The 24575-nt window shown below is 36.8% G+C and carries 23 protein-coding genes; 16 read left to right on the top strand and 7 right to left on the bottom strand.

Annotation, left to right across the window (positions count from 1 at the left end; genetic code table 11):
- Positions 1 to 105 precede the first annotated feature (105 nt).
- The 10 genes from V3565_RS01035 to panB all read left to right on the top strand — a co-directional run bounded on the left by V3565_RS01035 (position 106) and on the right by panB (position 8935).
- A complete protein-coding gene (locus V3565_RS01035; protein WP_455478491.1) occupies positions 106 to 2334 on the top strand; it encodes a RelA/SpoT family protein in 2229 nt (742 codons plus the stop codon).
- 16 nt (positions 2335 to 2350) lie between these two features.
- Complete coding sequence (gene pyrE / locus V3565_RS01030; protein ID WP_455478490.1) at positions 2351 to 2929, top strand: orotate phosphoribosyltransferase; 579 nt, start codon at positions 2351 to 2353, stop codon at positions 2927 to 2929.
- Positions 2930 to 3029: 100 nt separating this feature from the next.
- A complete protein-coding gene (locus tag V3565_RS01025; RefSeq protein ID WP_455478489.1) occupies positions 3030 to 3623 on the top strand; it encodes a DUF2062 domain-containing protein in 594 nt (197 codons plus the stop codon).
- 6 nt (positions 3624 to 3629) lie between these two features.
- Positions 3630 to 4031 (top strand): holo-ACP synthase, encoded by a 402-nt coding sequence (gene acpS, locus V3565_RS01020; protein WP_455478488.1) that lies wholly within the window; start codon positions 3630 to 3632, stop codon positions 4029 to 4031.
- 83 nt (positions 4032 to 4114) lie between these two features.
- On the top strand, positions 4115 to 4915 hold the full coding sequence (gene lepB / locus V3565_RS01015) for a signal peptidase I (protein WP_455478487.1): 801 nt from the start codon (positions 4115 to 4117) through the stop codon (positions 4913 to 4915).
- Positions 4896 to 5603, top strand: coding sequence for a ribonuclease III (gene rnc, locus V3565_RS01010; RefSeq protein WP_455478486.1), 708 nt, complete (start codon positions 4896 to 4898; stop codon positions 5601 to 5603). Before lepB ends, rnc begins: the two co-directional genes overlap by 20 nt.
- Positions 5596 to 6501, top strand: coding sequence for a GTPase Era (era, locus tag V3565_RS01005; RefSeq protein ID WP_455478485.1), 906 nt, complete (start codon positions 5596 to 5598; stop codon positions 6499 to 6501). Before rnc ends, era begins: the two co-directional genes overlap by 8 nt.
- Before the next feature lies 1 nt (position 6502).
- Positions 6503 to 7240, top strand: a complete 738-nt coding sequence (gene recO, locus V3565_RS01000; protein WP_455478484.1) for a DNA repair protein RecO — start codon at positions 6503 to 6505, stop codon at positions 7238 to 7240.
- A 22-nt stretch (positions 7241 to 7262) separates the two neighbouring features.
- Positions 7263 to 8108 carry a pantoate--beta-alanine ligase gene (gene panC, locus V3565_RS00995; protein ID WP_455478483.1) on the top strand — a complete coding sequence of 282 codons (846 nt, stop codon included), beginning with the start codon at positions 7263 to 7265 and terminating at the stop codon, positions 8106 to 8108.
- An 11-nt stretch (positions 8109 to 8119) separates the two neighbouring features.
- Positions 8120 to 8935: a 3-methyl-2-oxobutanoate hydroxymethyltransferase gene (gene panB, locus V3565_RS00990; RefSeq protein ID WP_455478482.1), complete on the top strand. Its 816-nt coding sequence runs from the start codon at positions 8120 to 8122 to the stop codon at positions 8933 to 8935.
- Positions 8936 to 9062: 127 nt separating this feature from the next.
- On the opposite strand, the gene ygfZ is transcribed toward panB, so the two are convergent.
- Positions 9063 to 9929 carry a CAF17-like 4Fe-4S cluster assembly/insertion protein YgfZ gene (gene ygfZ / locus V3565_RS00985; RefSeq protein WP_455478481.1) on the bottom strand — a complete coding sequence of 289 codons (867 nt, stop codon included), beginning with the start codon at positions 9927 to 9929 and terminating at the stop codon, positions 9063 to 9065.
- 63 nt (positions 9930 to 9992) lie between these two features.
- Between ygfZ and V3565_RS00980 the strand changes: the two genes are divergently transcribed.
- Complete coding sequence (locus tag V3565_RS00980) at positions 9993 to 11321, top strand: dihydroorotase (RefSeq protein ID WP_455478480.1); 1329 nt, start codon at positions 9993 to 9995, stop codon at positions 11319 to 11321.
- Between the two features lie 213 nt (positions 11322 to 11534).
- On the opposite strand, the gene V3565_RS00975 is transcribed toward V3565_RS00980, so the two are convergent.
- Complete coding sequence (locus V3565_RS00975; protein ID WP_455478893.1) at positions 11535 to 11906, bottom strand: TIGR02301 family protein; 372 nt, start codon at positions 11904 to 11906, stop codon at positions 11535 to 11537.
- Positions 11907 to 12316: 410 nt separating this feature from the next.
- Between V3565_RS00975 and cysS the strand changes: the two genes are divergently transcribed.
- From cysS to pssA, 5 genes are all read left to right on the top strand, one after another.
- Entirely contained in the window at positions 12317 to 13822 is a 1506-nt protein-coding gene (cysS, locus tag V3565_RS00970) for a cysteine--tRNA ligase (RefSeq protein WP_455478479.1), read from the top strand.
- 48 nt (positions 13823 to 13870) lie between these two features.
- Positions 13871 to 14539, top strand: a complete 669-nt coding sequence (locus V3565_RS00965; protein WP_455478478.1) for a DUF421 domain-containing protein — start codon at positions 13871 to 13873, stop codon at positions 14537 to 14539.
- A gap of 124 nt (positions 14540 to 14663) precedes the next feature.
- Positions 14664 to 16547, top strand: a complete 1884-nt coding sequence (locus V3565_RS00960) for an ABCB family ABC transporter ATP-binding protein/permease (protein WP_455478477.1) — start codon at positions 14664 to 14666, stop codon at positions 16545 to 16547.
- A gap of 117 nt (positions 16548 to 16664) precedes the next feature.
- Positions 16665 to 17363, top strand: a complete 699-nt coding sequence (locus V3565_RS00955) for a phosphatidylserine decarboxylase (RefSeq protein ID WP_455478476.1) — start codon at positions 16665 to 16667, stop codon at positions 17361 to 17363.
- 8 nt (positions 17364 to 17371) lie between these two features.
- Positions 17372 to 18211 carry a CDP-diacylglycerol--serine O-phosphatidyltransferase gene (pssA, locus tag V3565_RS00950; RefSeq protein WP_455478475.1) on the top strand — a complete coding sequence of 280 codons (840 nt, stop codon included), beginning with the start codon at positions 17372 to 17374 and terminating at the stop codon, positions 18209 to 18211.
- 75 nt (positions 18212 to 18286) lie between these two features.
- Here the strand turns inward: pssA and V3565_RS00945 are convergent, their stop codons facing one another.
- From V3565_RS00945 to V3565_RS00925, 5 genes are all read right to left on the bottom strand, one after another.
- Positions 18287 to 19036, bottom strand: a complete 750-nt coding sequence (locus tag V3565_RS00945) for an SDR family NAD(P)-dependent oxidoreductase (protein WP_455478892.1) — start codon at positions 19034 to 19036, stop codon at positions 18287 to 18289.
- 2 nt (positions 19037 to 19038) lie between these two features.
- The gene (purF, locus tag V3565_RS00940) at positions 19039 to 20529 is read right to left on the bottom strand and encodes an amidophosphoribosyltransferase (RefSeq protein ID WP_455478474.1); all 1491 of its coding nucleotides are present in this window, start codon (positions 20527 to 20529) and stop codon (positions 19039 to 19041) included.
- A gap of 68 nt (positions 20530 to 20597) precedes the next feature.
- Positions 20598 to 21179, bottom strand: a complete 582-nt coding sequence (locus V3565_RS00935; RefSeq protein WP_455478473.1) for a CvpA family protein — start codon at positions 21177 to 21179, stop codon at positions 20598 to 20600.
- 141 nt (positions 21180 to 21320) lie between these two features.
- Positions 21321 to 22697: a DNA repair protein RadA gene (gene radA / locus V3565_RS00930; RefSeq protein ID WP_455478472.1), complete on the bottom strand. Its 1377-nt coding sequence runs from the start codon at positions 22695 to 22697 to the stop codon at positions 21321 to 21323.
- Positions 22698 to 22703: 6 nt separating this feature from the next.
- Positions 22704 to 24206 carry a replicative DNA helicase gene (locus V3565_RS00925; protein ID WP_455478471.1) on the bottom strand — a complete coding sequence of 501 codons (1503 nt, stop codon included), beginning with the start codon at positions 24204 to 24206 and terminating at the stop codon, positions 22704 to 22706.
- Between the last annotated feature and the right edge of the window lie 369 nt (positions 24207 to 24575).

Genomic DNA, 24575 nt, shown 5'->3' with positions numbered 1-24575 from the left:
AATGTGTGTTGTATGAGTTTCGGTTCTTTTTTTGTCCTTTGCAGTGATGGAGTGTTTTTGTATAATAATGGTCATGTTGTGAAAGTGTAAGGGGCGCGTATTTGTATGATGCGTCAGTGTGATCTTGTTGGCCGTGTTCAACGGTATAAATCTGACGTAGATGAGGTTCTGTTGAATAAGGCTTATGATTATGCGATGCAAAAGCATGGTCATCAGAAGCGTGCCTCAGGTGATCTGTATTTTTCTCATCCTTTAGAAGTAGCAGCTATTTTAACGGATATGCGGTTGGATGAAGCAACAATCGCTGTCGCTCTTTTGCATGATACGATTGAGGATACAAGCGCTACGCGTGCAGAGATTGATCAGCTTTTTGGATCTGAAATCGGTAAGTTAGTAGAAGGTCTTACAAAACTTAATAAGCTTGATCTTGTATCAAAGAAAGCAGTACAGGCAGAGAATCTTCGGAAGCTTCTTATTGCTATTTCTGATGATGTTCGTGTTCTTTTAGTAAAACTTGCGGATCGTCTTCATAATATGCGCACTCTTGGTGTTATGCGTGATGATAAGCGTCGGAGAATTGCTGAAGAGACAATGGATATTTATGCGCCGCTTGCTGGGCGTATGGGTATGCAGGATATGCGTGAAGAATTAGAAGATCTTTCTTTTTTTCATTTAAATCCGGATGGTTATCATACCATTACTAATCAACTTTCCGAATTATCAAAACGTAATCGTGATTTATTATCTACGATTGAAAATGAATTAACAAAGCTTTTTCTCAAAAATGGTATTAAAGCTGATGTTAAAAGTCGTCAAAAAAAATCTTATTCGGTTTTTCGTAAAATGGAAAGCAAAGCGTTGTCTTTTGAACAACTGTCAGATATTTTTGGATTTCGCGTGATTGTTGAAACAGTCAATGATTGTTATCGTGCTCTTGGTGTTATCCATACTACTTGGCCGATGGTGCCTGGGCGTTTTAAAGATTATATTTCTATACCAAAGCAAAATGATTACCGTTCTATTCATACAACAATTGTAGGTCCTTCGAGGCAGCGCGTTGAGTTGCAAATTAGAACTGCTGCTATGGATGAAATTGCTGAGTATGGTGTTGCTGCACATTCCATCTATAAAGAACGTGGTTCCAATTATTCTGCTTCAAAGTTATCAAGTGAAACTAATGCCTACGCGTGGTTACGCCAAACGATACAATCTTTATCAGATGGAGATAATCCTGAAGAATTTTTAGAACATACGAAGCTTGAGCTTTTTCAAGATCAGGTTTTCTGTTTTACTCCAAAAGGTCGATTGATTGCGTTTCCAAAAGGTGCCACACCCATTGATTTTGCTTACGCAGTTCATACTGATATAGGAGATTCTTGTGTAGGAGTAAAAATTAACGGTCGCATTATGCCTTTAATGACCAAATTGAAAAATGGTGATGAAGTTGATATTATACGTTCACAAGCTCAAATTCCACCAGCAGCGTGGGAATTTTTTGTTGTAACTGGAAAAGCACGTTCAGCTATTCGTCGAGCAACTCGAGCAGCAGTACGTAAGCAATACTCAGGTTTAGGATATCGTATTCTCGAGCGTTCTTTCGAATATATGGAAAAACAATTTTCAAAAGACATCCTTAAACAAGTTTTGCCACGTTTAGCGCACAAAGATGTGGAAGACGTGTTGGCAGCTGTTGGGCGTGGTGAGCTACCTTCTTCTGATGTAGTTAAAGCAGTTTATCCTGATTATCAAGATCACCGTGTAATACAAAAGTCATCTTTTAAGCCTGGAGAAGAAGGTTGGTTTAACATTGAAAATGCTCAGGGTATGATTTTTAAAGTCCCAGAAAATGAAAATGGTACCACCTTAGAGAAGAAGCATCAATGCAGGGCACTACCTATTCGGGGTACGAAAGGAGATATTCCGGTGCGCTTTTCTCCTGAAGGAGCTGTACCAGGAGATCGGATTGTTGGTATTATGCAACCAGGTGCAGGGATCACTATTTATCCGATACAATCTTCGGCTTTAATGGCGTATGATGATCAGCCAGAAAGGTGGATTGATGTTCGCTGGGATATTGATGCTCAAATGAATGAGCGTTTTCCTGCTCGGATTGATGTTTTGGCTGTTAATAGTCCTGGTTCTTTAGCTGAAATTACTCAAATTATTTCTGCGAATGATGCTAATATTCAAAATTTATCTTTTATCCGTACTGCAACAGATTTTGTAGAACTCATGATTGATTTGGAAGTTTGGGATTTAAAACATTTAAATCGTATTTTTTCCCAATTAAAAGAAGCAAGTTCGGTTAGTACAGTGCGTCGAATTCATGGATAAAACGAGAGAGTTCATAATGAATACACAAGATGTGATTAATATTTTTAAACAAGCAGATGCTATTCTGGAAGGGCATTTCATTTTAACATCAGGTCGTCATAGTGCCACTTATATGCAGAAGGCAAAAGTATTCATGCATGCTGATTTGACGGAAAAGTTGTGTTGTGGGTTGGCTGAAAAAATCAAGAGGCATGTTGAAGGAAGGATTGATTATGTGGTTGGTCCCGCTATCGGTGGCCTTATTCCATCATATGAAACTTCACGTCACCTTGGTATTCCTTCTCTTTGGGTAGAGCGTGTTAACGGTATATTTCAATTGCGTCGTTTTGAAATTAAGAAAGGTTCTCGAATTGTGATTGTTGAAGATATTGTGACAACAGGTTTGTCTATTCGTGAAACAGTTGAGGCTTTGGCTGCGGAAGAGGTAGACGTGGTGGCGAGTGCGTGTATTCTTGATCGTTCTGGTGGTAAAGTTGATGTCGGAGTTCCTCTGATTGCACTTGCTGAATATGAGATAGCATCTTATGCCAGTGATGCATTACCAGCTGATCTTGCTATGCTTCCAGCAGTTAAGCCAGGAAGTCGAAATATTTAATTGTCTTTATATTTTTTTATTTTTGTGCGAAAAAACTATTTCGATTAATTTAAACTATACGAATTATTTTTAATTTTACGAGATATATACTGAGAATGATATGCTTTTTTATCATCGAGAATCAACGAATTTTGTAAAGCGCATTCGACTTTGGTTATGGCCACGTCGTTCATTTTCTCGCTCATTTTGCTATATGCGTAAACGTATTTTGCGTATATCAGCAACCCCACATAAGGTAGCATTGGGTTTTGCTATCGGTATTTTCTTGGCTTGCTCACCTCTTTTTGGAATACATATTATTTTAGCAATACTTCTGTCTTGGATTTTGCGTGGAAATTTTGCAGCAGCAATTATTGGAACTGTTATTTCTAATCCACTTACATTTTTTTTTATTATTATAGCTGATTATAAAATAGGTTATTTCTTTTTATCGCTATTTAGCGATGTGAACGAGATGTCTCTTTCTCAAATTCGTACTTTATTTGATGGTTTAACTCCTTCGAATATTTCCCTTCTTTTTAAGGGGACATGGAATTCAATCATGAGGCCGATGATTTTAGGTGGTGTATTTTTAGGTTTTATTTTCGGTGGCTTATCCTATATAGGCGTTTACAGGGCAATAGCCCGTTTTCAACGAAAGCGATATCAAGAGATTATGAAAAAAAAGCGTTTGTATCAAAAAGATTCTAGGTAGTGTTTTATGATCGTTGGTCTTGGAAGTGATCTTGTTGATATAAGACGCATTGAAAGAATATTGATTCGTCATAGTGATCGTTTTGTTCAACGTGTTTTTACAGATATTGAACGGAACACATCCGAGAATACGATCAAAAAAAGTGCTTCTTATGCAAAAAGATTTGCTGCTAAGGAAGCATGTGCTAAAGCTTTAGGGACAGGAGTCGCTTTCGGTATCAGTTGGAAAGACATGGGGGTTATCAATTTGCCATCTGGAAAACCAATTATGGAATTAACAAATCGGGCGCAAATGCGATTACAAGAATTATTACCCTCTGATCATAACGCTGTTATTCATCTTAGCATAACGGATGATTTTCCTTGGGCTCAAGCATTTGTTATTATTGAAGTATTTCCGCGTGGGTAAGTATTGTTGGAGGTTATGCTTTTGATATTTGAACATTGTAATAAAAAAATAAGTTGTATTTGTGATGAGAAGGTAGATTTGTTATGATTCAGAAAGAGAAAAAGAAAAAAAACGCAATTATTGAATTTATTTTTGTTTTGATACAAGCTCTGCTTTTGGCTGGACTTATTCGTACACTTTTGTTCCAGCCTTTTAGCATTCCTTCTGGTTCCATGCGTCCTACTTTGCTCGTGGGAGATTATCTTTTTGTTTCTAAGTATGCGTATGGGTATTCTCATTATTCCATGCCCTTTTCTCCTCCTATCTTTTCGGGACGTATTTGGAAATCTCAACCTCAGCGTGGAGATGTCATTGTTTTTCGTTTACCAAGTAATCCTGATATTGATTATATAAAACGTGTCGTTGGGCTTCCTGGTGATCGTATACAAGTTCGTCAAAGTGTCCTTTATATCAATGATAAAGCTGTTCCACGTCATTTTATGGGACAGATTAACGATTTTGATGTCACAGAGTTTAATTATCCTGTTGATGTTTATCGTGAGACAATGCCTAACGGTGTCAGTTATGACACACTCGACATAGGTTTTTTTCCACAAGTTGATGAAACACAGGTTTTCGAAGTTCCTCAAGGGCACTATTTTGTGATGGGTGATAACCGTGATAATTCAGATGATAGTCGTTTGGATGTTGGATATGTTCCGGAAGAAAATCTTATTGGTCGAGCAAGTTTGATTTTTTTCTCTATCAGTAATGGTTCGAGTGCTTGGCAACTTTGGCGTTGGCCGTTTGATGTGCGCTGGAATCGGTTATTTTCTTTTGTTAATACTGTTCATGATTTGCCGCTTGATAAGCAGAGGATCAGTAATGAATCATCCCATCATTGATCAGCTTGAGAAACTGACGGGGCATCGTTTTGAAGACGTAGATAGATTAAAAAGAGCACTGACGCATTCCAGTGTACAAGATTCTAAGCAGGGGGATTATGAGCGCTTAGAATTTCTTGGTGATCGAGTTCTTGGTCTTTTGATTGCTGAGATGTTGTATCAGTTTTTCCCACAGGCAAGTGAGGGTGAGTTGTCTGTGCGTTTAAATGGTTTAGTTAATGCGCAGACGTGTGCTGATATTGCGTTAGAAATTGGGTTACCTGATATGATAAATGTTGGCTTTGAAATGAGAAATTTAAGTGATCGACGGCTTACAAATATGCATGCTGATGTAATTGAAGCTTTGATTGCTGTAATGTATCTTGATGGAGGAGTAGAGAGTGTTCGACCTTTTATTAGGAAATATTGGCAAAATCGGGCAAAACAGATGAATGCTGGTCGGCGTGATGCCAAAACAGAATTGCAAGAATGGGCTCATATACAGGGTAGTGCACAACCACATTATCGTGTTATAAAACGTTCCGGTCCAGATCATGATCCTATTTTTATGGTAGAGGTCAGTATTTCTGGTTTTGCACCAGAAATTGGGGAGGGAAGTTCTAAGCGATATGCTGAAAGAATGGCAGCTGAAAAAATTTTACAACGCGAAGGGATATGGGAGATACAAGGAAAAAGTGATCATGGATGACGTTATCAAGACGCGTTCTGGTTTTGTTGTGCTTATTGGGATGCCTAATGTTGGTAAATCAACATTGGTTAATCAGTTGGTTGGAACAAAGGTTTCAATTGTAACGCATAAAGTACAAACCACAAGAACTTTGATTCGTGGCATTGTCATTCATAATGATACACAAATTGTATTGATTGATACACCAGGGGTTTTTCATCCCCATAAGAGATTAGAACGTGCTATGGTGTCTGCTGCTTGGGGTGGCGCTAAGAGTGCTGATGTTATTTTAGTTTTGATTGATGCTCATGGTGGTCTTTCGGGTGAAGTGTGTGAGATGTTAGATGTTGTAAAAAATATTAAACAAGATAAGTTTCTTGTTCTTAATAAGATTGATAAAGTGGCTAAGTCATCTCTTTTGGCATTAACTAGAAAAATTAATGAACGAGTAGAATTTTTACAGACGTTTATGATTTCTGCTCTAAATGGCTCTGGTTGTAATGATTTGCTTCATGAATTGAGTATGATGATGCAGAATGGGCCATGGTACTATCCAGAAGATCAAATCTCGGATATGCCTATGCGTCAGCTTGCTTCTGAGATTACACGCGAAAAACTTTTTCTTCGTCTTCACGATGAACTTCCATATTCATCAACAGTTGAAACAGAAAGCTGGGAAGAGAAGCCAAACGGTTCAGTTAAAATTAATCAAGTCATTTATGTGGAGCGCGATAGTCAGAAAAAAATTATTCTAGGAACAAAAGGTTGCACAATTAAAGCAATTGGTCAGGCTGCTCGTAAAGAATTAATGGAAATTATGGATCAAAAGGTTCATCTTTTCCTGTTTGTAAAAGTGCGTGATAATTGGGATACTGATCCAGAACGTTACCGCGAGATGGGATTGGATTTTTTAGAATAAAATGAAATGGAAAGAACAGGCTATTATCCTTGGCGCACGTCAGTATGGTGAAACAAGTGTAATTCTTGAGATTATGACGCGTCATCATGGTCGTTATATGGGGATTATAAAGGGAGGGCGTTCTCGTCGTATGGCGGCTCTTCTTCAACCTGGGAATTTTGTAGAAGCTGAGTGGTGTGCACGTTTAGACGAGCATTTGGGATTTTTTCGGCTTGAATCGCTTGATTTACATGCGGCGCGGTTAATTGTTTTACCGGAGGCACTTTATGCTTTACAGTTGATAGCTTTCCATTTACGATTTCTTCCCGAGCGTGATCCGCATCCAATTTTATATGATATTTTATACCTTTTTATGCAGAGTTTTGATGAGTCTTTTGTAGCCGCTGAATTATCTGTTCTTTTTGAAATGCGGTTTCTTGAAGAGCTTGGTTTTGGTCTTGATTTATCCTGTTGTGCTGCAACAGGTTGTAAGGAAAAGCTTCATTATGTCTCACCAAAGTCAGGACGTGCCATATGTGAAGAAGCAGGACACCCTTGGAAAGAAAAGCTTTTCATTTTACCACAGTTTTTGGTTCAAAAAACTGTTCATCCTGTTGATTTTAATGATATAATGAATGGTTTTATTTTGACAGGTTTTTTTTTAATGCGTTATGTCTGGGAACCAAGAGGTATCAGACAGCCGTCAGTTCGTATCAATTTGATACACTTGTTTGAACGGCGGTTGAAAACATTGATTTAGTAAAAATGAATAGAATGTAAAGATGCGAGTCTTAAAGACAATTACCGAAGTGCGTCGATGTATCGCAGAAGAGCGGCGTTTAGGATTTTCAATTGGCTTTGTTCCAACGATGGGAGCATTGCATAATGGTCATCTCTCGTTAGTACAGCAAGCGAGAATGATGTGTGATAGAGTATTAGTTTCTATTTTTGTTAATCCTAAGCAATTTGGTCTTCATGAGGATTTTGATAAATATCCGAGAGATTTAGTTGGTGATTGTGCTTTATTAGAAAAAGCGGGTGTTGGATATGTTTTTGCTCCTTCTATAGAAGAAATGTGGCCACTAGGGAATGAGACAATTGTTAAGGTAGAAAAATTATCATGTATTTTGATGGGGAGATTACGTCCAGGGCATTTTTGTGGTGTGACTAGCGTTGTAGCTAAACTTTTTAATATTGTTCAGCCAGATAAGGCTTTTTTTGGAGAAAAAGATTTTCAACAGATTTTAATTATCCGCCGTATGGTTAAAGATCTAGCATTTCCTGTTGAAATTGTTGGAGTACCTACTTTACGTGAAGCAGATGGTGTCGCTAGCTCTTCACGTAATCAGTTGTTAACATTAGAAAATCGTGAAGCTGCAAAAATTATTCCTGAAAGTGGTAAAGCTGCTGAAAAACTTTATCACCAAGGTGAACGATCGGCTTATAAATTACGCAAAATTGTTTTGGATATTTTACAGCAGGAATCACGTGCGATCATTGAATCTGTAGATTTACGAGATTTAGAGACTTTATGCGTGATCAAAGGAAAACTTAAGAGACCTGCAATTTTATTACTAACTGTTCGTTTTGGTGAAGTTAGACTTATTGATCAATATATATTGCAATAAAAGGAATAAAAATGAATGCACAGAAAACCATAAAGCGTGTTACCGCTTCTGAAATAAGGTCAAGAAAAGGAAAGGAACCAATTGTTTCTTTAACAGCGTATCAAGTTTATACTGCACGTATTGCGGATCCATATTGCGATTTCCTTTTGGTTGGTGATAGTGTTGGTATGGTTGTACATGGGTTTGATACAACACTTCCGGTTAATGTAGATATGATGGTTTTGCATGCGCAGGCAGTTATGCGTGGATCTAAGAGAGCGCTGGTTGTTGTTGATATGCCTTTTGGTTCTTATGAAGAAAGTAAAGAACAGGCTTTTTTTAATGCGTCGCGTATTCTTTCGGAAACAGGATGTGGTGCAATTAAGCTTGAAGGTGGTGTCCATATAGCAAAAACAATTGATTTTTTGTGTAAACGCGGTATTCCGGTTATGGGGCATATTGGTCTTACTCCACAATCTGTAAATCGTTTTGGTGGTTTTAAAACACAGGGGCAGAAAGAAAGTGATTGGCAAAAGATTGAAGAAGATGGGGCAGCAATTGAAGAGGCAGGCGCTTTTGCTGTTGTTGTGGAAGGAGTTGTCGAACCATTAGCTGTAAGGCTAACAGAAAGTCTTTCTATTCCTACTATTGGTATTGGTGCATCCAATCGGTGTGATGGACAGATATTGGTAATGGAAGATATGTTAGGCTATGGCGCCTGTGTACCTAGATTTGTGCGTCGCTATGGTGATATTGAAAAAGCAGTGGAGACCGCAATCAGAAGTTATGCCAATGACGTAAGATCACGTGTTTTTCCAGATGATGCAGAGGTATATAAACTAAAATAAAATGCAAATTTAAAAATCGTGTAAAAGATCGTTTATCGTAAAGATCTAGCAATTAGTATTTATTTCTTTGCATGCAGTGTGTTTACATTCAAGTTTATCTATAACTTTTGATAATATAGTTTAGTTATTAATCAGTTTTTATAGCACTTTCTGAAAAAGTAAAATTCATATTTTCGGCAATGCTTATTGTGACGGGAGTATTTTCTACTTCAAATGGGATGTTTTTGTTTAGAGCATCTTTGACATGATCAATACGTATTAACGTTAAAGCTTCGTTTGCAACGCATGTTCCCAAGTAACCAAGCACTTTAGTTCCTGCTCTGATGCTGGATTTCGGAATTAGTTCGTGTTGGCTTTTTACTACTAAGATGCGGCGACGTACCATGTGATGATGGTGCATTCGTGCAACAATTTCTTGTCCGATGTAGCAACCTTTATTGAATGTTAGTCCATTAATTTGATCATAATTAATATCATGAGGAAAGACTTTACCTATTTCATAGTCTTGACTACTTTCTGCAATCGCATAACGGATGCGTATTTTGTTCCAATTATCATTATGTTCTGGAGCAGAAAAAGGCATTTTCCCATAGATTCGTATTATTTTTTCTTTTTGTGGGAAGCGTTTATCAATAAAACTTAAATTATTGTTTGAGATATCTATTTCATTATTCCAAAAAATCATGACAACTTCTTGTAATGGTTGTGTAATTTCTACTTTTTTATGCAATTTATAGAGAAGAAGACGCTTTTGGAAAATATCAGCTAAAGACATCTCAATATCAATGAGATATCCGTCATCTATTTTGCCGATTAAAAAATCAGCAATAACCTTTCCTTGCGGGGATAAGAGAGCTCCAGGAAAAATTTCTTGTGATCCGATTTTTTTTACATCTGTCGTAAGAAGAACTTGCAAAAAATGTGTTGCTTCTTCACCGGTAACTTTAATAATTCTACGGTTTTTTAATAAAATGGCATTTTGTTTTTCAATCATGATTCTTGCCTTTTTGTCTAAAGTTACATAATCGATAAGAAAGGATATGTAAGGAGAACGGCTATGTTTAAAACATTTGATACCATTTTTAAAGGTGCAACACTTGTAAATCATGATGGAAGCAGCAAGCGTGATATTGGTATCAGAAATGGTCGTATTGCTGAAATTGGCGATCTTACATCTGTGTCTGCTGCTGAGGTGATTGACTGTACAGGTCTTCATATTTTGCCTGGTATCATAGATAGCCAAGTCCATTTTCGTGAACCAGGTAATGAATATAAAGAGGATTTGGAAAGTGGCTCATATTCTGCAGTTTTAGGAGGGGTTACAACAGTGTTTGAAATGCCTAACACTAATCCATTAACTACGTCTGAAAAAGCATTGGCTGATAAGGTTAAACGCGGATTTCATCGGATGCATTGTGATTTTGCTTTTTGGGTTGGAGGAACACGCGAAAACATGCATGAATTAGCTGAGCTAGAAAGACTTCCTGGAGCTGCAGGAATTAAAGTATTCATGGGTTCTTCTACTGGTGATCTCTTAGTGGATGATGATGAAAGTGTGCGTCTTATTTTAAAGAATATACATCGTCGTGCAGCTTTTCATTCTGAAGATGAAGCAAGACTTAAGGAGCGTAAAATGTTGTGCATTAAGAATGATCCATCATCGCACCCAGTTTGGCGAGATGAGATCGCAGCATTCAAATGTACACAGCGTTTGGTTAAAATAGCGCACGAGACGAAAGCACGAATTCACGTGTTACATGTTTCTACAGCGGAAGAAATTGATTTTCTTAAAAATCATAAAGACGTAGCAACGGTTGAAGTTACTCAACATCATTTGACCTTGACCTCTGATGCTTATCAGCAATTTGGCACGTTAATTCAGATGAATCCACCTATCCGTGAGAGTCGCCATTATGAATCTCTTTGGTATGGTGTTCAGCAGGGTATTATTGATGTTTTAGGCTCTGATCATGCTCCGCATACGCTAGAAGAAAAACGCAATCCCTATCCCTCTTCGCCATCAGGGATAACAGGTGTACAGACAACAGCAGCAATTATGCTGACACATGTGAATGCAGGAAAGCTATCTATTGAACGTTTTGTTGATCTTACTTCGCATGGTCCTAGTCGAATTTTTGGTATAAGTTGTAAGGGGCGTATCGCTGTTGGATATGATGCTGATTTGACTATTGTTGATCTCAAACGAGAAGAGATTATTACAAATGAATTGATTGGTTCACGTGCAGGTTGGACACCTTATGATGGTAAGAAGGTTAAGGGGTGGCCAGTTGGAACAATTATTCGTGGTATGCGGGTTATGTGGGAAGGTGAAATTGCTACACCTTCGCAGGGTGAGCCTGTGAAATTTATAGAATCTTTGGCATAATTAGATTAAAATTGATGAGTTTTGTTGAATGATTTAGTGAATACAGAAGATGATTAATAATAGCATTATCATAATAAATAAAAATATTTTTATGACTTATTATTCAATTAGTTAGTCTATTATACTTATGTTAAATTTTGCTTACTAAGCTATTCATTTTTAGATAATATCATTTGCATAGACCGAATTAAAGGGGTGATAGTTTTAAATGAGCTAATTGTGAAAATGCGTAATAAGGCTTTCAGATAAGGATTTTCCTTCTTGAACGTATCTTTGACTGGCTTCAATTGCTGATTGCGTACAGTGATGATAATTTGCTGAAAAAGCTCTATAAGCTTCATTAAATGCTTCATAAAGATAGGCACGTCTTTGTGGAGTTGGTTTTTCTGCCTCGATTAGTGTTGTCATGTGGTCATACCATTGGTTTGTTTGGGTGCTACAAAGATTTTGCAGATAATGTAGGGATCCTAAAATTTCTGCGAGTCGTAGCAGTTGTTTATCGTATGGTGGCGGTTGTTGTGCAAAAGTTGATATTGAAGTTAAAAAAAACGAATAAATAGTAATTTTTATCAATGTCTTACGCATCATTTTGTTACCTTATTTTAATGAATTTTAGGTGAATATACTTACAATATGGTTTTGTAATTAAGCGTATGTTGAGGAATATGACAAAAGTGGTTTATGCATTATTACCAATAGCGGGTGCGTTATGAAATTTTAGTTATTAGAGACAGGAAGAAGATAATCAATGGGAAGATTAAATTTTTTTCCTCTATTTTTTCCTAATAATTGTATCAACAATAAAAGAAGTATGATCTTTATTAATAGAACACTTTAGTTTAACCCAATAAATAGGATTTTATAATATACGATAGTCATCGCATAGATAAAATCAGGTAGTTGTAAAAATTTTGATCTAAATCTGCATAATTTGATAATCCTTATTAAGATTCACTTAGAAAAGTGGCGGGCAGTATCTCTGATGGAGTATAATTATGAGAGAATTACGATTTTATAATACTCTTACACGCAAAAAAGAGAATTTTATACCAATAGATACCACTAAAGTACGTCTTTATGTTTGTGGTCCAACAATTTATGACGATGCCCATATCGGTAATGCCCGCCCCGTGATTGTTTTTGATACTCTATTTCGCTTATTGCGTCATGTCTATGGTAATGATCATGTTGTTTATGTACGTAATATCACGGATGTGGATGATAAAATTAATACACGAGCAGCTTGTGAATATCCTGAGTTAGAACTTAATGATGCTATCCGTCAATTAACCGAGCGTACATATTCTCAATTTCAACGAGACACAATAGCACTTGGTTGTTTATTACCAACCAGTCAACCACGCGCAACTGATCATTTAGAAGAGATGCGCTTGTTGATTGAAAGGTTAATTGAAAAAGGGCATGCTTATAAAGCAGAAAATCACATATTATTTTCTGTGAGTAGCATAAAAAGGAGTCCACATTATGGTACATTTGCAAAACGCTCATTAGATGAAATGAGGGCAGGAGCACGTATCGATGTGGCTGCTTATAAAAAGGGAGAGATGGATTTTATCTTATGGAAGCCTTCTGTAGAAGGAGAACCGGGGTGGACATCGCCGGCAGGAATTACTGTTTTGGGACGTCCAGGTTGGCATATTGAATGTTCAGCAATGTCGATGGCAAAACTATTGGTTCCTTATGGTGGTGGTTTAACATGTGGTGATCCAAAAGCGAATGTTTTCGATATCCATGGTGGTGGTATTGATTTGATTTTTCCTCATCATGAAAATGAGATTGCACAAAGTTGTTCAGCTTTTGGAACTGAACGAATGGCTAATCTTTGGATGCATAATGGTTTTTTGCAGGTTGAAGGTAAAAAAATGTCTAAAAGCCTTGGCAATTTTATTACAATTCGTTCTATTTTAGAGAGTAATTTTTTCACGTTTAATGGTGTCTTAACAGATGAAATGAAACAAAATTGGTCCGGTTTGTCTGCGCGTTTTTCGATGTTACAAACACATTATAGGGCGCCATTAAATTGGACAAGTCAGCGTTTACTACAAGCAAGTAATGAATTGTATCGTTGGTATGAATTGCTTCGCTGCCAAAGTGATTGTTTGGAGAATAATGATGAATCTCTTAGCGATTCTGTGATAGATGCGTTAAGCGATGATCTTAATACTCCGAATGCAATTACTCTTTTGCGACAATTTTATAAAGAAGAAAATGCCGTAGCTCTCGCAAGTGGTATGAATTTATTTGGTTTATTGCAGAAAGAGTGGGTTAAAAGAGTAGAATGTCCATTATTTACAAAAAAAATCTCTCTAGATTTAAAATTTATTGATCAGCGTATTGCCGAAAGGTTACAGCTTATCCATAATAAAGAATGGGTAGCTGCGGATACTATTCGTGATGAGCTTGCAGCTGAGGGAATCTTCCTAAAAGATAGCAAAGATCCGCAGACTGGTGAGCGTATAACCAAGTGGGAAATAAAATGATTCTGATTCCCGTATTCTAGCAGCTTTCATAACAAGGGAGAAAGTTTGATGGAATTATATCATTACGGGCATATTGCATTTAAATTGGTTGTAGGTCTTGTTGCTTTCCTTTTAATTTTAAGAACTACGGGTCGTGGTAGTCTTAGTCAAATGACACCGGTTGATTTAGTGAGCAATTTTGTGATGGGTGGTATTATTGGAGGGATCATCTACAATCCAAGTGTTAGCAGCGTCCAATTATTGCTTGTTTTGTTTATTTGGCAAACCTTAATTGTATTTCTTAATTTTTTAGCACGTTATTCAGTTTTTTTTCATCATATCATTGCAGGACAAAGCATTACGTTGGTTTTAGATGGCGTATTTCAAATGGATAAAATTAAGAATTTTGGTATCAGTGTAAATGATCTCACTACAATGTTACGTATTAAGGGCTGTAGTTTGCACGAGGCTGCTTTTGTTCGTTTGGAAACCAATGGTGATTGTTCTGTTATTAAAAAGGAAGAGGGTAAGAAGTCGGTTATTTTAGTACAGAATGGTGAAATTCTTGATAATGGTCTTAAAGAGATCAGTAGATCGCGGATCTGGCTTCAAACAGAATTAAAAAAGAGGCGTGTAGAGGTTGAAAATTTATTTGTAGCAGAATGGTATGAGAATACAGATCGAAATAATAAGCTTTATGATGGATTATTTCTTGTTCCTTTTTCAAAAATAGTCTAGCCTCAAACACTAATATATAAGCTTGAAGTGCGTAAAACAGATGATGTGTCTGTAAATAGCAACAGGGTATGTGTCGTAATAATTGTGGTTTTTATTTAGTGTGTGGTAGAGAAGTTAGAATTTCATGGAGCAGAATGGAACGATAAAAACCGTATCGTCAGATACAGGTAGAACTTTTCGTACCCTATGTAATTTATGGCCTTATATGTGGCCAGTAGATAGGAACGATCTGAAAGTCCGTGTGCTATGGGCGATATTTTGTCTTGTTTTAGCAAAGCTTGTTCTCATATCTGTACCGTATTTTTTTAAGTATGCTATGGACACGCTTGATATGAGTTTTAAGCTGCCTGTATGGTTTCCATCTAGTTGGGTTGTTCCCGTTATGCTTGTTTTAGCGTACAATATTGCACGTATTGTTCAAGCAGGATTGAATCAATTGCGTGATTCTATTTTTGCAACTGTTGGTCAATATGCTGTTCGTAAATTAGCCTATAAGACCTTTGTGCATATTCACGGATTATCTTTGCGATTTCATTTGGAAAGGAGAACTGGCGGGCTTTTTCGTGTAATTGAGCGTGGTACTAAGGGAATTGAAGCTATCGTCAGGTTTTCAATCCTTAATACAGTACCAACAGTTTTAGAATTTATTTTGACGGCGCTTATATTTTACATAAACTATGGGGGGCGTTATTTTTTTGTAATTGTGGTAACGATAGGTTTATATACTTGGTTTACAATTAAGGCGAGTGATTGGCGTATTAATATTCGACAAAAAATGAATGCGGCAGATGTTGAGGCTAATACTCATGCTGTTGATTCTATTTTAAATTTTGAAACAGTTAAATATTTTTGTAACGAAAATTTGGAAGCACATCGATTTGATTCTTCTATGGCGGGTTATGAAAAGGCTGCAACAAAGATTTGGACATCGTTAAGCTGGCTTAATTTTGGTCAGGCTCTTATTTTTGGTGTTGGAATGACTGTCCTGATGTTAATGTCGGCTTATGAGGTTTTTCATGAGACGCATACTTTAGGGGATTTCATTTTTATTAATGCGTTTTTAATACAAATATCTATTCCGTTGAATTTTATTGGTTCAATTTATCGTGAAGTTCGACAGGGATTAGCCGATGTTGAAGCTATGTTTGATGTTTTAGACGTTCAACAAGAGATCGTTGATAAATCAAATGCTCAGCCGTTGAAGGTTGTTGATGGTACTGTTCGATTTAATCAAGTAAAATTTTCTTATGATCCAGTTCGCCAAATTCTCAGAGATGTTGATTTCGAAATTCCTGGGGGAAAAACAGTTGCAATTGTTGGTCCATCTGGTTCTGGTAAATCAACTATTTCGCGATTGCTTTTTCGATTTTATGATGTTGATGCAGGGTCTATAACAATTGACGGACAAGATATTCGTGACGTAACCCAAAAAAGTTTACGTGAAGCTATCGGTATGGTACCGCAGGATACCGTTTTATTTAATGATACGATTGCTTATAACATTCGTTATGGGCGTCCAGATGCTACTGATAAAGAAATACGTAAAGCTGCTGCAATGGCACAGATATCAAAATTTATTGAAATGCTTCCAGAAGGTTTTCAATCTATGGTAGGTGAGCGTGGTCTTAAGCTATCAGGTGGTGAAAAACAGCGTGTGGCTATTGCGCGAACATTGTTGAAGGCTCCCCCACTTCTTATTCTGGATGAAGCAACCGCAGCTTTGGATACGGCGACTGAGCAAGAAATTCAACAGGCATTGGATATCGTAAGCCGTGGACGTACGACGTTGATTATTGCTCATCGCCTTTCTACCGTTATTAATGCTGACGAAATTTTGGTTCTCAAAGGTGGCCGTATTATCGAAAATGGAACGCATGCTGAGCTTTTGCATAAAAAGGGTTTGTATGCTTCAATGTGGAATAAACAGCTTGAGGCATCGCAGGCTGAAGAAAAATTACGTAAAATGCGTGAAGAAGATGAGCTCGGTATTGTTAATCGTAAAAAATAAATTGTGTAAAATGACATCTATAATTCTATACTAAAATGATTAATTAAGTAAATAAAAGGAAGGGAGGAACAAAAAGATTTATTGTGTGTTAAATCATATCTATGAATAGGAAGTTATATGGGTATTCTACAGTCTGTTTGTAATAATTTTGTACCAATTCATAAAGAAGGTTATCCTTTTATCGTAGCGTTTTTTGTTATATCATTTATCCTTGGTCTGGTATGGAATCCGTTATTTTGGTGTGGTTTTGTTTTAACAGTGTGGTGTATATATTTTTTCCGTGATCCAGAGCGTGTGGTACCTTTGAATTCAAATTTAATTATCTCTCCTGCTGATGGACGTATCTCATTCGTTGAATCATGTATTCCACCTGAAGATTTGGGATTGGGTAATGGGGAGATGATCCGTATCTCTGTGTTTATGAATATTTTTTCATGCCACATCAATCGTGTTCCTATAAGTGGTACAATAAAATCTATAGTTTATCGTCCAGGTCATTTTGCTAATGCTGAGCTTGATAAGGCTAGTGAATTTAATGAACGTAATGGAGTGGTAATCGATAGCAAACATGGTAAAATTGGTGTAGTACAAATTGCAGGAATGGTTGCTCGCCGGATTGTTTGTTGGTCAAAGGAAAATGATTCAGTTATGACCGGGCAGCGCTTTGGGATGATTCGTTTTGGTTCTCGCCTTGATATTTATATACCAACGGAAGTTAAATTGCATGTTGCAGTTGGTCAGACAGCAATTGCGGGAGAGACGGTTTTAGGTTCTTTTGGCGATGATAATACTGAAATTGAATTCAGATTTGATTAGGATGAAAAATGGAAATTTTGTCACTATTTTCTTCATTTAATCTCGAAGGACATCATGATGATGCTGCAAATCGGTGGCGATCACCCACGCCAATGCGCTATATTATTCCTAATATTGTAACCATTTTGGCAATTTGTGCAGGAATGAGTAGTATTCGTTTGGCTTTTGAGCATCGCTATGAGGCTGCCATTTTAATGGTGCTTTTAGCAGCAGTCTTAGACGGTGCTGATGGCCGTATTGCCCGTTTGATAGATGGTAGTTCATCTTTTGGAGCACAGATGGATTCTCTTGCTGATATCGTTAATTTTGGGGTTGCACCGGCTCTTATCGTTTATTCTTTTATTTTGAATCAGGCTCACCAAGTTGGGTGGATTGCAGCACTTGTCTATTGTGTTGCTTGTTGCTTACGGTTAGCTCGTTTTAATGTGATGTTGGATAATGTTGATATACCAAAATGGCAGGGAAATTACTTTATTGGTGTTCCTGCACCAGCAGGAGCATTGTTACTTTTGTTGCCTGTTTATCTAGGGGCTCTTGGTTTGATGCCAAGCTGGGGGTGGGCGTTATTCTTTAGTCTTTATACTGTGGTAATTGCTTTTCTTTTAGTTAGCCGCTTACCAGTATGGAGTGCAAAAATAATTGATCAAAATTTGAGGCGTGATATCGTTGTACCATGTATGCTAATTATTGTTATTTATGTTGGTTTTCTTGCTGCTTACACATGGCATACTTTATTGATCACTGCTGTTAGTTATATGATTTTTCTACCTTGCAGTTTTGTGGCTTATAATAAAAGGATGTCTTTGGAAGAAAAAAAAGCCAATGCTGACGTCATTCAAAAGTCATAGAGTTTAGTCATTGTAATTTTGATAAATGAAGTAAAAATTAAAGAGAGATTTAATTTTATTTATCTCAGATAATTATTAATCAGGGATACGATAATTCATAAACCGATTTTCGTGAACATTAAATAGTTTTCCTGTTTCTTGTAAATTTGGTGATAATAAATGTATTATTTTTGCCACGACTTCTTGCGGTGAAGGTAGGGTTTGTGGATTTTCACTAGGCATAGCTTGTGCACGCATAGAAGTACGTGTTGCGCCTGGATTAACACAATTAACCTTAATTGGCGTGTGCTTTAATTCTTCTGCCCAGCACCGGGCCATAATTTCTAAAGCAGCTTTAGAAGCTGCGTAAGGTCCCCAAAACGCACGTATTAAGTGGGCAACAGTTGATGATAGAAGGATAACTCGTCCAGCATCAGATTTACGCAATAAGGATTCAAATGCTTTCATTAAGCGCCATTGACTGATAAGGTTTATTTGAAAAACATCTTCAAATACTGTATTTTCGATGTTAGCTATTGGTGAAATTGTTCCAAGGATTCCTGCATTTGCAACCATAATATCAAGCTTTTTCCAACGCTCAGCAACAAAAACACTAAGAGTATCAATGTTGTCCATATGACGTAAGTCGAATGGAACTATAGTTGCTGAAGAACCTTGTTCTTTGATTTTATTATTAAGTTCAGTTAGCCCATCGATTGTTCGCGCGACAGCGATAACGTGAGCACCGCATGCTGCAAGCTCTAACGCTAAATGATAACCAATCCCTCTTGATGCTCCTGTAACAAGTGCAACTCTACCAAAAAGATTAAGATCAAATTTTCTCATCATCAATTTCTTGTTTTAAGAACAGATAAATGATGAATTTTAGGGATACTTTCCTGGTCTACTAAATGTGTCGGATAATGTCCAGTAAAATAATGGTCAGTGAATTGTGGATCAATGTTATTTCGTTTTGTTCCTGCAACAGCAAAATATAAGCCATCTGTTGAAAGAAATTCTAATGAATCAGCTCCAATAAAATTGCACATGGATCTTAAGTCTGGATATTTATTTGCTAAAAGGCTTTCGACTTTTGGTGTATCAATACCATAAAAATCAGGATAAAAAATCATAGGGCTAGAAATTCGCATATGAACTTCTTTTGCTCCTGCATCACGGAGCATTCGCACAATTTTGACAGATGTTGTTCCACGTACAATGGAATCATCGACTAGAATAACGCGTTTTCCTTCGATAACAGAACGGTTTGCAGAATGTTTTAATTTAACTCCAAAAGCACGAATTTGTTGTGTTGGTTCGATAAAGGTTCGACCAACATAATGATTACGAATAATACCAAGCTCAAATGGAATTCCAATTTCTTGTGCATAGCCAATGGCAGCAGGTGTCCCTCCATCAGGAACAGGAACCACAACATCACCGTCACAAGGAGCTTCTTGTGCCAACCGGATACCCATGTTTTTACGTACTGTATAAACATTACGTCCTCCAACAATGGAATCAGGACGAGCAAAATAGACATATTCGAAAAGACAAAGCTTTTCTGACTTTTCTATCTCTGGCTTTATAATTTTTTTAGTTATTTTTCCATCTTTTTGTATTTCACAGATGATGATTTCTCCATTTTTGACATCACGAACATATTTTGCTCCGATAATATCAAGTGCACAAGTTTCAGAACAAAAAATTGGTTTGCCATCAAGCTCACCCATAACGAGCGGTCGTATCCCTATTGGATCACGTGCAGCAATGAGTTTTGTGCGTGTTAACGCTAGCATCGCATATCCACCTTCTACTTGCCTAATAGCATCAACAAAGCGATCAGATGACGATTCATGCCGTGAGCGAGCAATAAGATGGAGAAAAACTTCTGAATCTGATGTTGATTGGCAGATAGCACCAGAGGCGATAAGTTCACGGCGTAATGTAAGACCATTCGTAAGGTTACCATTATGGGCAATAGCAATACCCCCAGCTTTTAATTCAGCAAAAAGAGGCTGGACATTACGTAATGCTATTTCTCCAGTTGTTGAATAACGTGTGTGTCCGATAGCACGATTTCCCGGTAAACGGGCAAGTGTTGCAGGATTCGTGTAATGATCACCAACAAGACCTAAATGTTTTTCTTGATGAAAAATTTTGTTATGATAGGAGACAATTCCAGCTGCTTCTTGTCCACGATGTTGAAGTGCGTGGAGCCCAAGGGCTGTTAATGTTGCTGCATCTTCGTGCCCAAGGATACCAAAAATTCCACATTCTTCATGAAGGGTATCGTCATCTAAAGAAAATTCCTGACAGAGAAGATCAGTTTTTATCATCTTATTCTTTCAATTATAATGGAAGGAAATGATGTTATGCACTACCTGAGGTGCTCTTCAATAACAAATTATTTTTTATTTTGTTGGGGTATATCTTCGTGATAATTCTCATTATTCGTCATTATATCGTTTTTTTTTAAAATTTCTTCTGCTTTTTCTATAGCAAAGTCGAGATTTTTTGGAAGTATTTCCAAAAATTTTTGACCTAATGAATCTAAAATGGGTTTTGTTTTTGCATTTTTTAGCCAATCAGATTGTTGTTCAGGTTGAATCATAGCATTAATAAGTAACATACCAGTTACCATGATGAATAAGCCACGAAGCGCTCCAAAAACAAAACCAACAGTACGGTCGAGTATGCCAATTTGACTATCAATAATAAAATCAGAAAGTTTCATTGTAATTATGGAAGTAATGATCAGGACAATGGTAAAAATCGTTACTAATGTAGTGATTAACGCAATCATTTTATTAGAGATATATTGCTCAAAAAAAGGTAATACGAGCTTAAAGAGTAATAGTGTAGCAATAGCCGCGATTGCCCAAGAAAACAATGATAATAGTTCACGTGAAAATCCTCGAAGCATGGCTAAAAAAGCAGAAAACAGTACGATTGCCACGACAATTCCATCAAGGATTGTTATAATCATTTGTTTGTTCCTTATCCATAACGTTGTATTTTATTTAATCAGTATACAAACACATTTTTTGTTATGTTATTTTTTGTTCTTATAGCAAGGATCTTTTCTATTTTATAGAATTTTTTATAGATTATTATGTTTTCACATAGATCATTTTTTGCCTGCGGCAATTGCAGCAACTAACTCTAGAAGATTAGAAAATGTTTTTTGTTGAAAGGTTGATGATTTAATCGTTTCAGTTATTGCAGTTGGTTGAACAGATCCTTGAAAGCCAAGCTTTTTAGCTTCATTAATACGTTGCACTGAATGTGCAACAGGGCGTATAGCTCCTGAAAGGCTAATTTCACCAAAATATACATAATTAGTCGGAAGAGGAGTATTTGTGAGAGAGGATATTAAAGCTGCCGCAACGGTTAAATCGGCAGCGGGTTCTGATATACGATATCCACCAGCAACGTTAAGATAAACATCATGTTGTCCAAAGCGAATATTGCAATGAGCTTCTAAGACAGCTAGAATCATAGAAAGACGATTTCCATCCCATCCAACAACAGCACGTCGCGGCGTACCGAGTGAAGAAGGAGCAACAAGTGCTTGAATTTCAACTAATATTGGACGTGTTCCTTCCATGCCTGCGAAAACAGCAGTTCCGGGTGCTTTTTCATTCCGTTCGCCTAAAAAAAGTTCAGATGGATTGAGAACTTCTTGTAATCCTTTATCAGACATCTCGAAAACACCAATTTCATCAGTTGGTCCAAAGCGATTTTTTACAGTTCTTAAGATACGATAATGATGTCCACCTTCACCCTCGAAGTAAAGCACACCATCGACCATGTGCTCAACGACGCGAGGACCAGCAATTTGTCCATCTTTAGTAACATGGCCAACAAGAACAACAGCTGCTCCTGTTTTTTTTGCAAAATGAATCATTGCTTGAGCACTGATTCGCACTTGTGTAACCGTTCCTGGTGCCGAATCCGCTGCATCGGACCACAAAGTTTGAATTGAATCAATGATGACCATATCAAGTTTTTTATGTTCACTTAAGGTTGCAAGAATATCTTCAATGTTGGTTTCAGAAGCAAGTTTAACTTCCGTATTTTCAGCACCGAGCCTTTGTGCTCTGAGACGGATTTGTGCAATGGCTTCTTCTCCTGAAACGTATATGATATGATATCCTTTTCGCGATAATGCAGCTGCTGTCTGTGTCAACAACGTTGATTTACCAATACCTGGATCACCGCCCACAAGCAACGCTGATCCACGAACTATCCCTCCGCCAGTAACACGATCAAGTTCAGTAATACCAGAATAGATACGCGAAGCATCTTCGATATTTCCAGAAAGAGATGCAAGAGGAATTATACGTCCTTTACGAATATTTTTTATAGGACCACTTCCAATACCATTATTCATACCTTCTTCAATAAGAGAATTCCATTCTCCGCAGGAATTACATTTTCCAGTCCAACGGGAATGAATAGTGCCACAATTTTGGCAAATAAATTGAATACGGATGCGTGCCATGGTAATTTAACTATATTGTTCTGGAAGATAATTACTATCTGCCAGATCACTAAAGCGTGTGAAATCAGATTGAAATGCAAGATGAACAGTTCCTGTTGGTCCATGTCGCTGTTTCGCAATGATAATTTCCGCTTTCCCAAAAAGTTCATCCATTTTGTCTCGCCATTGTTGATGTTCAGGGCTGCCTATTTTAGGTTCTTCATTTTTAAAGTAATATTCTTCACGATATACAAAAAGAACAACATCAGCATCTTGTTCAATTGAACCAGATTCACGTAAATCTGAGAGCTGTGGGCGTTTATCTGTTCTACTTTCAACTTGACGTGAAAGTTGCGAGAGAGCAATAATAGGAACGTTCAGTTCTTTAGCTAATGCTTTGAGACCAGTAGTAATCTCTGTAATTTCTTGAACTCGACTTTCAGAAGAACGTTTTGAATTACTTGTCATTAACTGTATGTAATCAATAATTAATACATCTAAACCGTGTTGACGCTTTAAACGGCGCGCACGTGCTGCAAGTTGTGAGATAGATATACCCCCAGTTTGGTCAATATAAAGTGGAAGTTTTTGTAAGCTGCGTGTTGCACGAATCATTTTTGTAAATTGCTCTTCTGAAATATTACCACGCCGGATATCAGAGGAAGAGATCTCTGTTTGTTCAGAGATAATGCGCGTTGCAAGTTGTTCTGATGACATTTCAAGTGAGAAGAACCCAACGATTCCCCCTTCATTTTCTTTTGAGGAATCTTTTACCTTTATGTAATCACAATGGGAGTTAGCAATATTAAATGCAATATTTGTGGCAAGTGATGTTTTTCCCATACCAGGACGGCCAGCAAGGATGATTAAATCAGACGGTTGTAATCCTCCCATTTTTTCATCAAGTGTTTTGATATGAGTAGCTATACCTGATAATTTTGAAGAACGCTTTTTTGCAGAAGTTGCCATATTAATGGTCTTCGTTACAGATTCATTGAAATTTTCAAAGCCGCCACCATATTTTCCTTTTTCTGCCAATTCAAATAAATGCTGTTCAATAACTTCAATTTGTTTGATTGGTGTGAGCTCTACAGGAGCATCAAAGGCTGTATTGACAAGTTGATTTCCAAGATTAATCAAAGACCTCCTGATAAAAAGATCGTAGATGACTCGTCCGTAATCTTCAGCATTAATAATTGTCACAGCTTCCGTAGCTAAACGAATAACATAATTGAATACGGTAATATCTCCGATTTTTTCTTCAGCTGGAATAAATGCTTTGATTGTAACCGGATTTGCACGTTTTCCCTGTTGGATAATGTGAGCTGAAACATGATAAATTCTTTGATGTAATGGTTCAAAAAAATGTTCTGGCTTTAAAAAATCTGAAACACGATCAAGTGCGTCATTATTAATAAAAATTGCTCCAAGTAATGCCTGTTCAGCTTCAATATTATGTGGAAGTTGTCGAAAAGAAGGAGAATCTTCTTTTTGTGAAGAGCTCAAACTGACAACACTTGTTTCTTCCATAATAGATTTTTCCAACTAAAATTTTGTTAAATTATTCTTGATAATTAGATTAGGAACTCTGCATTAAAAGGATAATATTACAAATTTTCATTTTGAATTAAATCCACGTCTTTAATTTTGAAGGAGTCTTTTTTAATTGCTCAATGATAATATGTGGATCGCTTGCATATAACATATTCTTTTATATTAAGTATTTTATAAATTTCAAAAATGTATCATAAGTATTTTTTTGTTTTATTATCTGTGCAAATAAATAAATTTACCTTTATAGGTTTGACTATCTTGTATGATGTGTAAATATAAAAAAAATTATAATATACACAAAATTAATTATTTTTTAATCGCAGAGTATAAAATAATTTTTCATGT

Source organism: Bartonella sp. B10, from assembly GCF_053794435.1.
Note: the sequence above shows the minus strand (reverse complement) of the source record. Positions and strands in the feature narration are given on the sequence as shown.

Bases quoted from the DNA above. Each gene is read 5' to 3' on its own strand.
- rnc (WP_455478486.1), top strand. From the start codon at position 4,896: ATGAATCATCCCATCATTGATCAGCTTGAGAAACTGACGGGGCATCGT.
- V3565_RS01035 (WP_455478491.1), top strand. From the start codon at position 106: ATGATGCGTCAGTGTGATCTTGTTGGCCGTGTTCAACGGTATAAATCT.
- panB (WP_455478482.1), top strand. From the start codon at position 8,120: ATGAATGCACAGAAAACCATAAAGCGTGTTACCGCTTCTGAAATAAGG.
- V3565_RS00955 (WP_455478476.1), top strand. From the start codon at position 16,665: ATGGGTATTCTACAGTCTGTTTGTAATAATTTTGTACCAATTCATAAA.
- recO (WP_455478484.1), top strand. From the start codon at position 6,503: ATGAAATGGAAAGAACAGGCTATTATCCTTGGCGCACGTCAGTATGGT.
- V3565_RS00925 (WP_455478471.1), bottom strand. From the start codon at position 24,206: ATGGAAGAAACAAGTGTTGTCAGTTTGAGCTCTTCACAAAAAGAAGAT.
- V3565_RS00960 (WP_455478477.1), top strand. From the start codon at position 14,664: ATGGAGCAGAATGGAACGATAAAAACCGTATCGTCAGATACAGGTAGA.
- lepB (WP_455478487.1), top strand. From the start codon at position 4,115: ATGATTCAGAAAGAGAAAAAGAAAAAAAACGCAATTATTGAATTTATT.
- radA (WP_455478472.1), bottom strand. From the start codon at position 22,697: ATGGCACGCATCCGTATTCAATTTATTTGCCAAAATTGTGGCACTATT.
- V3565_RS00965 (WP_455478478.1), top strand. From the start codon at position 13,871: ATGGAATTATATCATTACGGGCATATTGCATTTAAATTGGTTGTAGGT.
- cysS (WP_455478479.1), top strand. From the start codon at position 12,317: ATGAGAGAATTACGATTTTATAATACTCTTACACGCAAAAAAGAGAAT.
- V3565_RS00935 (WP_455478473.1), bottom strand. From the start codon at position 21,179: ATGATTATAACAATCCTTGATGGAATTGTCGTGGCAATCGTACTGTTT.
- acpS (WP_455478488.1), top strand. From the start codon at position 3,630: ATGATCGTTGGTCTTGGAAGTGATCTTGTTGATATAAGACGCATTGAA.
- pssA (WP_455478475.1), top strand. From the start codon at position 17,372: ATGGAAATTTTGTCACTATTTTCTTCATTTAATCTCGAAGGACATCAT.
- V3565_RS00975 (WP_455478893.1), bottom strand. From the start codon at position 11,906: ATGCGTAAGACATTGATAAAAATTACTATTTATTCGTTTTTTTTAACT.
- V3565_RS01025 (WP_455478489.1), top strand. From the start codon at position 3,030: ATGCTTTTTTATCATCGAGAATCAACGAATTTTGTAAAGCGCATTCGA.
- panC (WP_455478483.1), top strand. From the start codon at position 7,263: ATGCGAGTCTTAAAGACAATTACCGAAGTGCGTCGATGTATCGCAGAA.
- pyrE (WP_455478490.1), top strand. From the start codon at position 2,351: ATGAATACACAAGATGTGATTAATATTTTTAAACAAGCAGATGCTATT.
- V3565_RS00980 (WP_455478480.1), top strand. From the start codon at position 9,993: ATGTTTAAAACATTTGATACCATTTTTAAAGGTGCAACACTTGTAAAT.
- V3565_RS00945 (WP_455478892.1), bottom strand. From the start codon at position 19,036: ATGAGAAAATTTGATCTTAATCTTTTTGGTAGAGTTGCACTTGTTACA.
- ygfZ (WP_455478481.1), bottom strand. From the start codon at position 9,929: ATGATTGAAAAACAAAATGCCATTTTATTAAAAAACCGTAGAATTATT.
- era (WP_455478485.1), top strand. From the start codon at position 5,596: ATGGATGACGTTATCAAGACGCGTTCTGGTTTTGTTGTGCTTATTGGG.
- purF (WP_455478474.1), bottom strand. From the start codon at position 20,529: ATGATAAAAACTGATCTTCTCTGTCAGGAATTTTCTTTAGATGACGAT.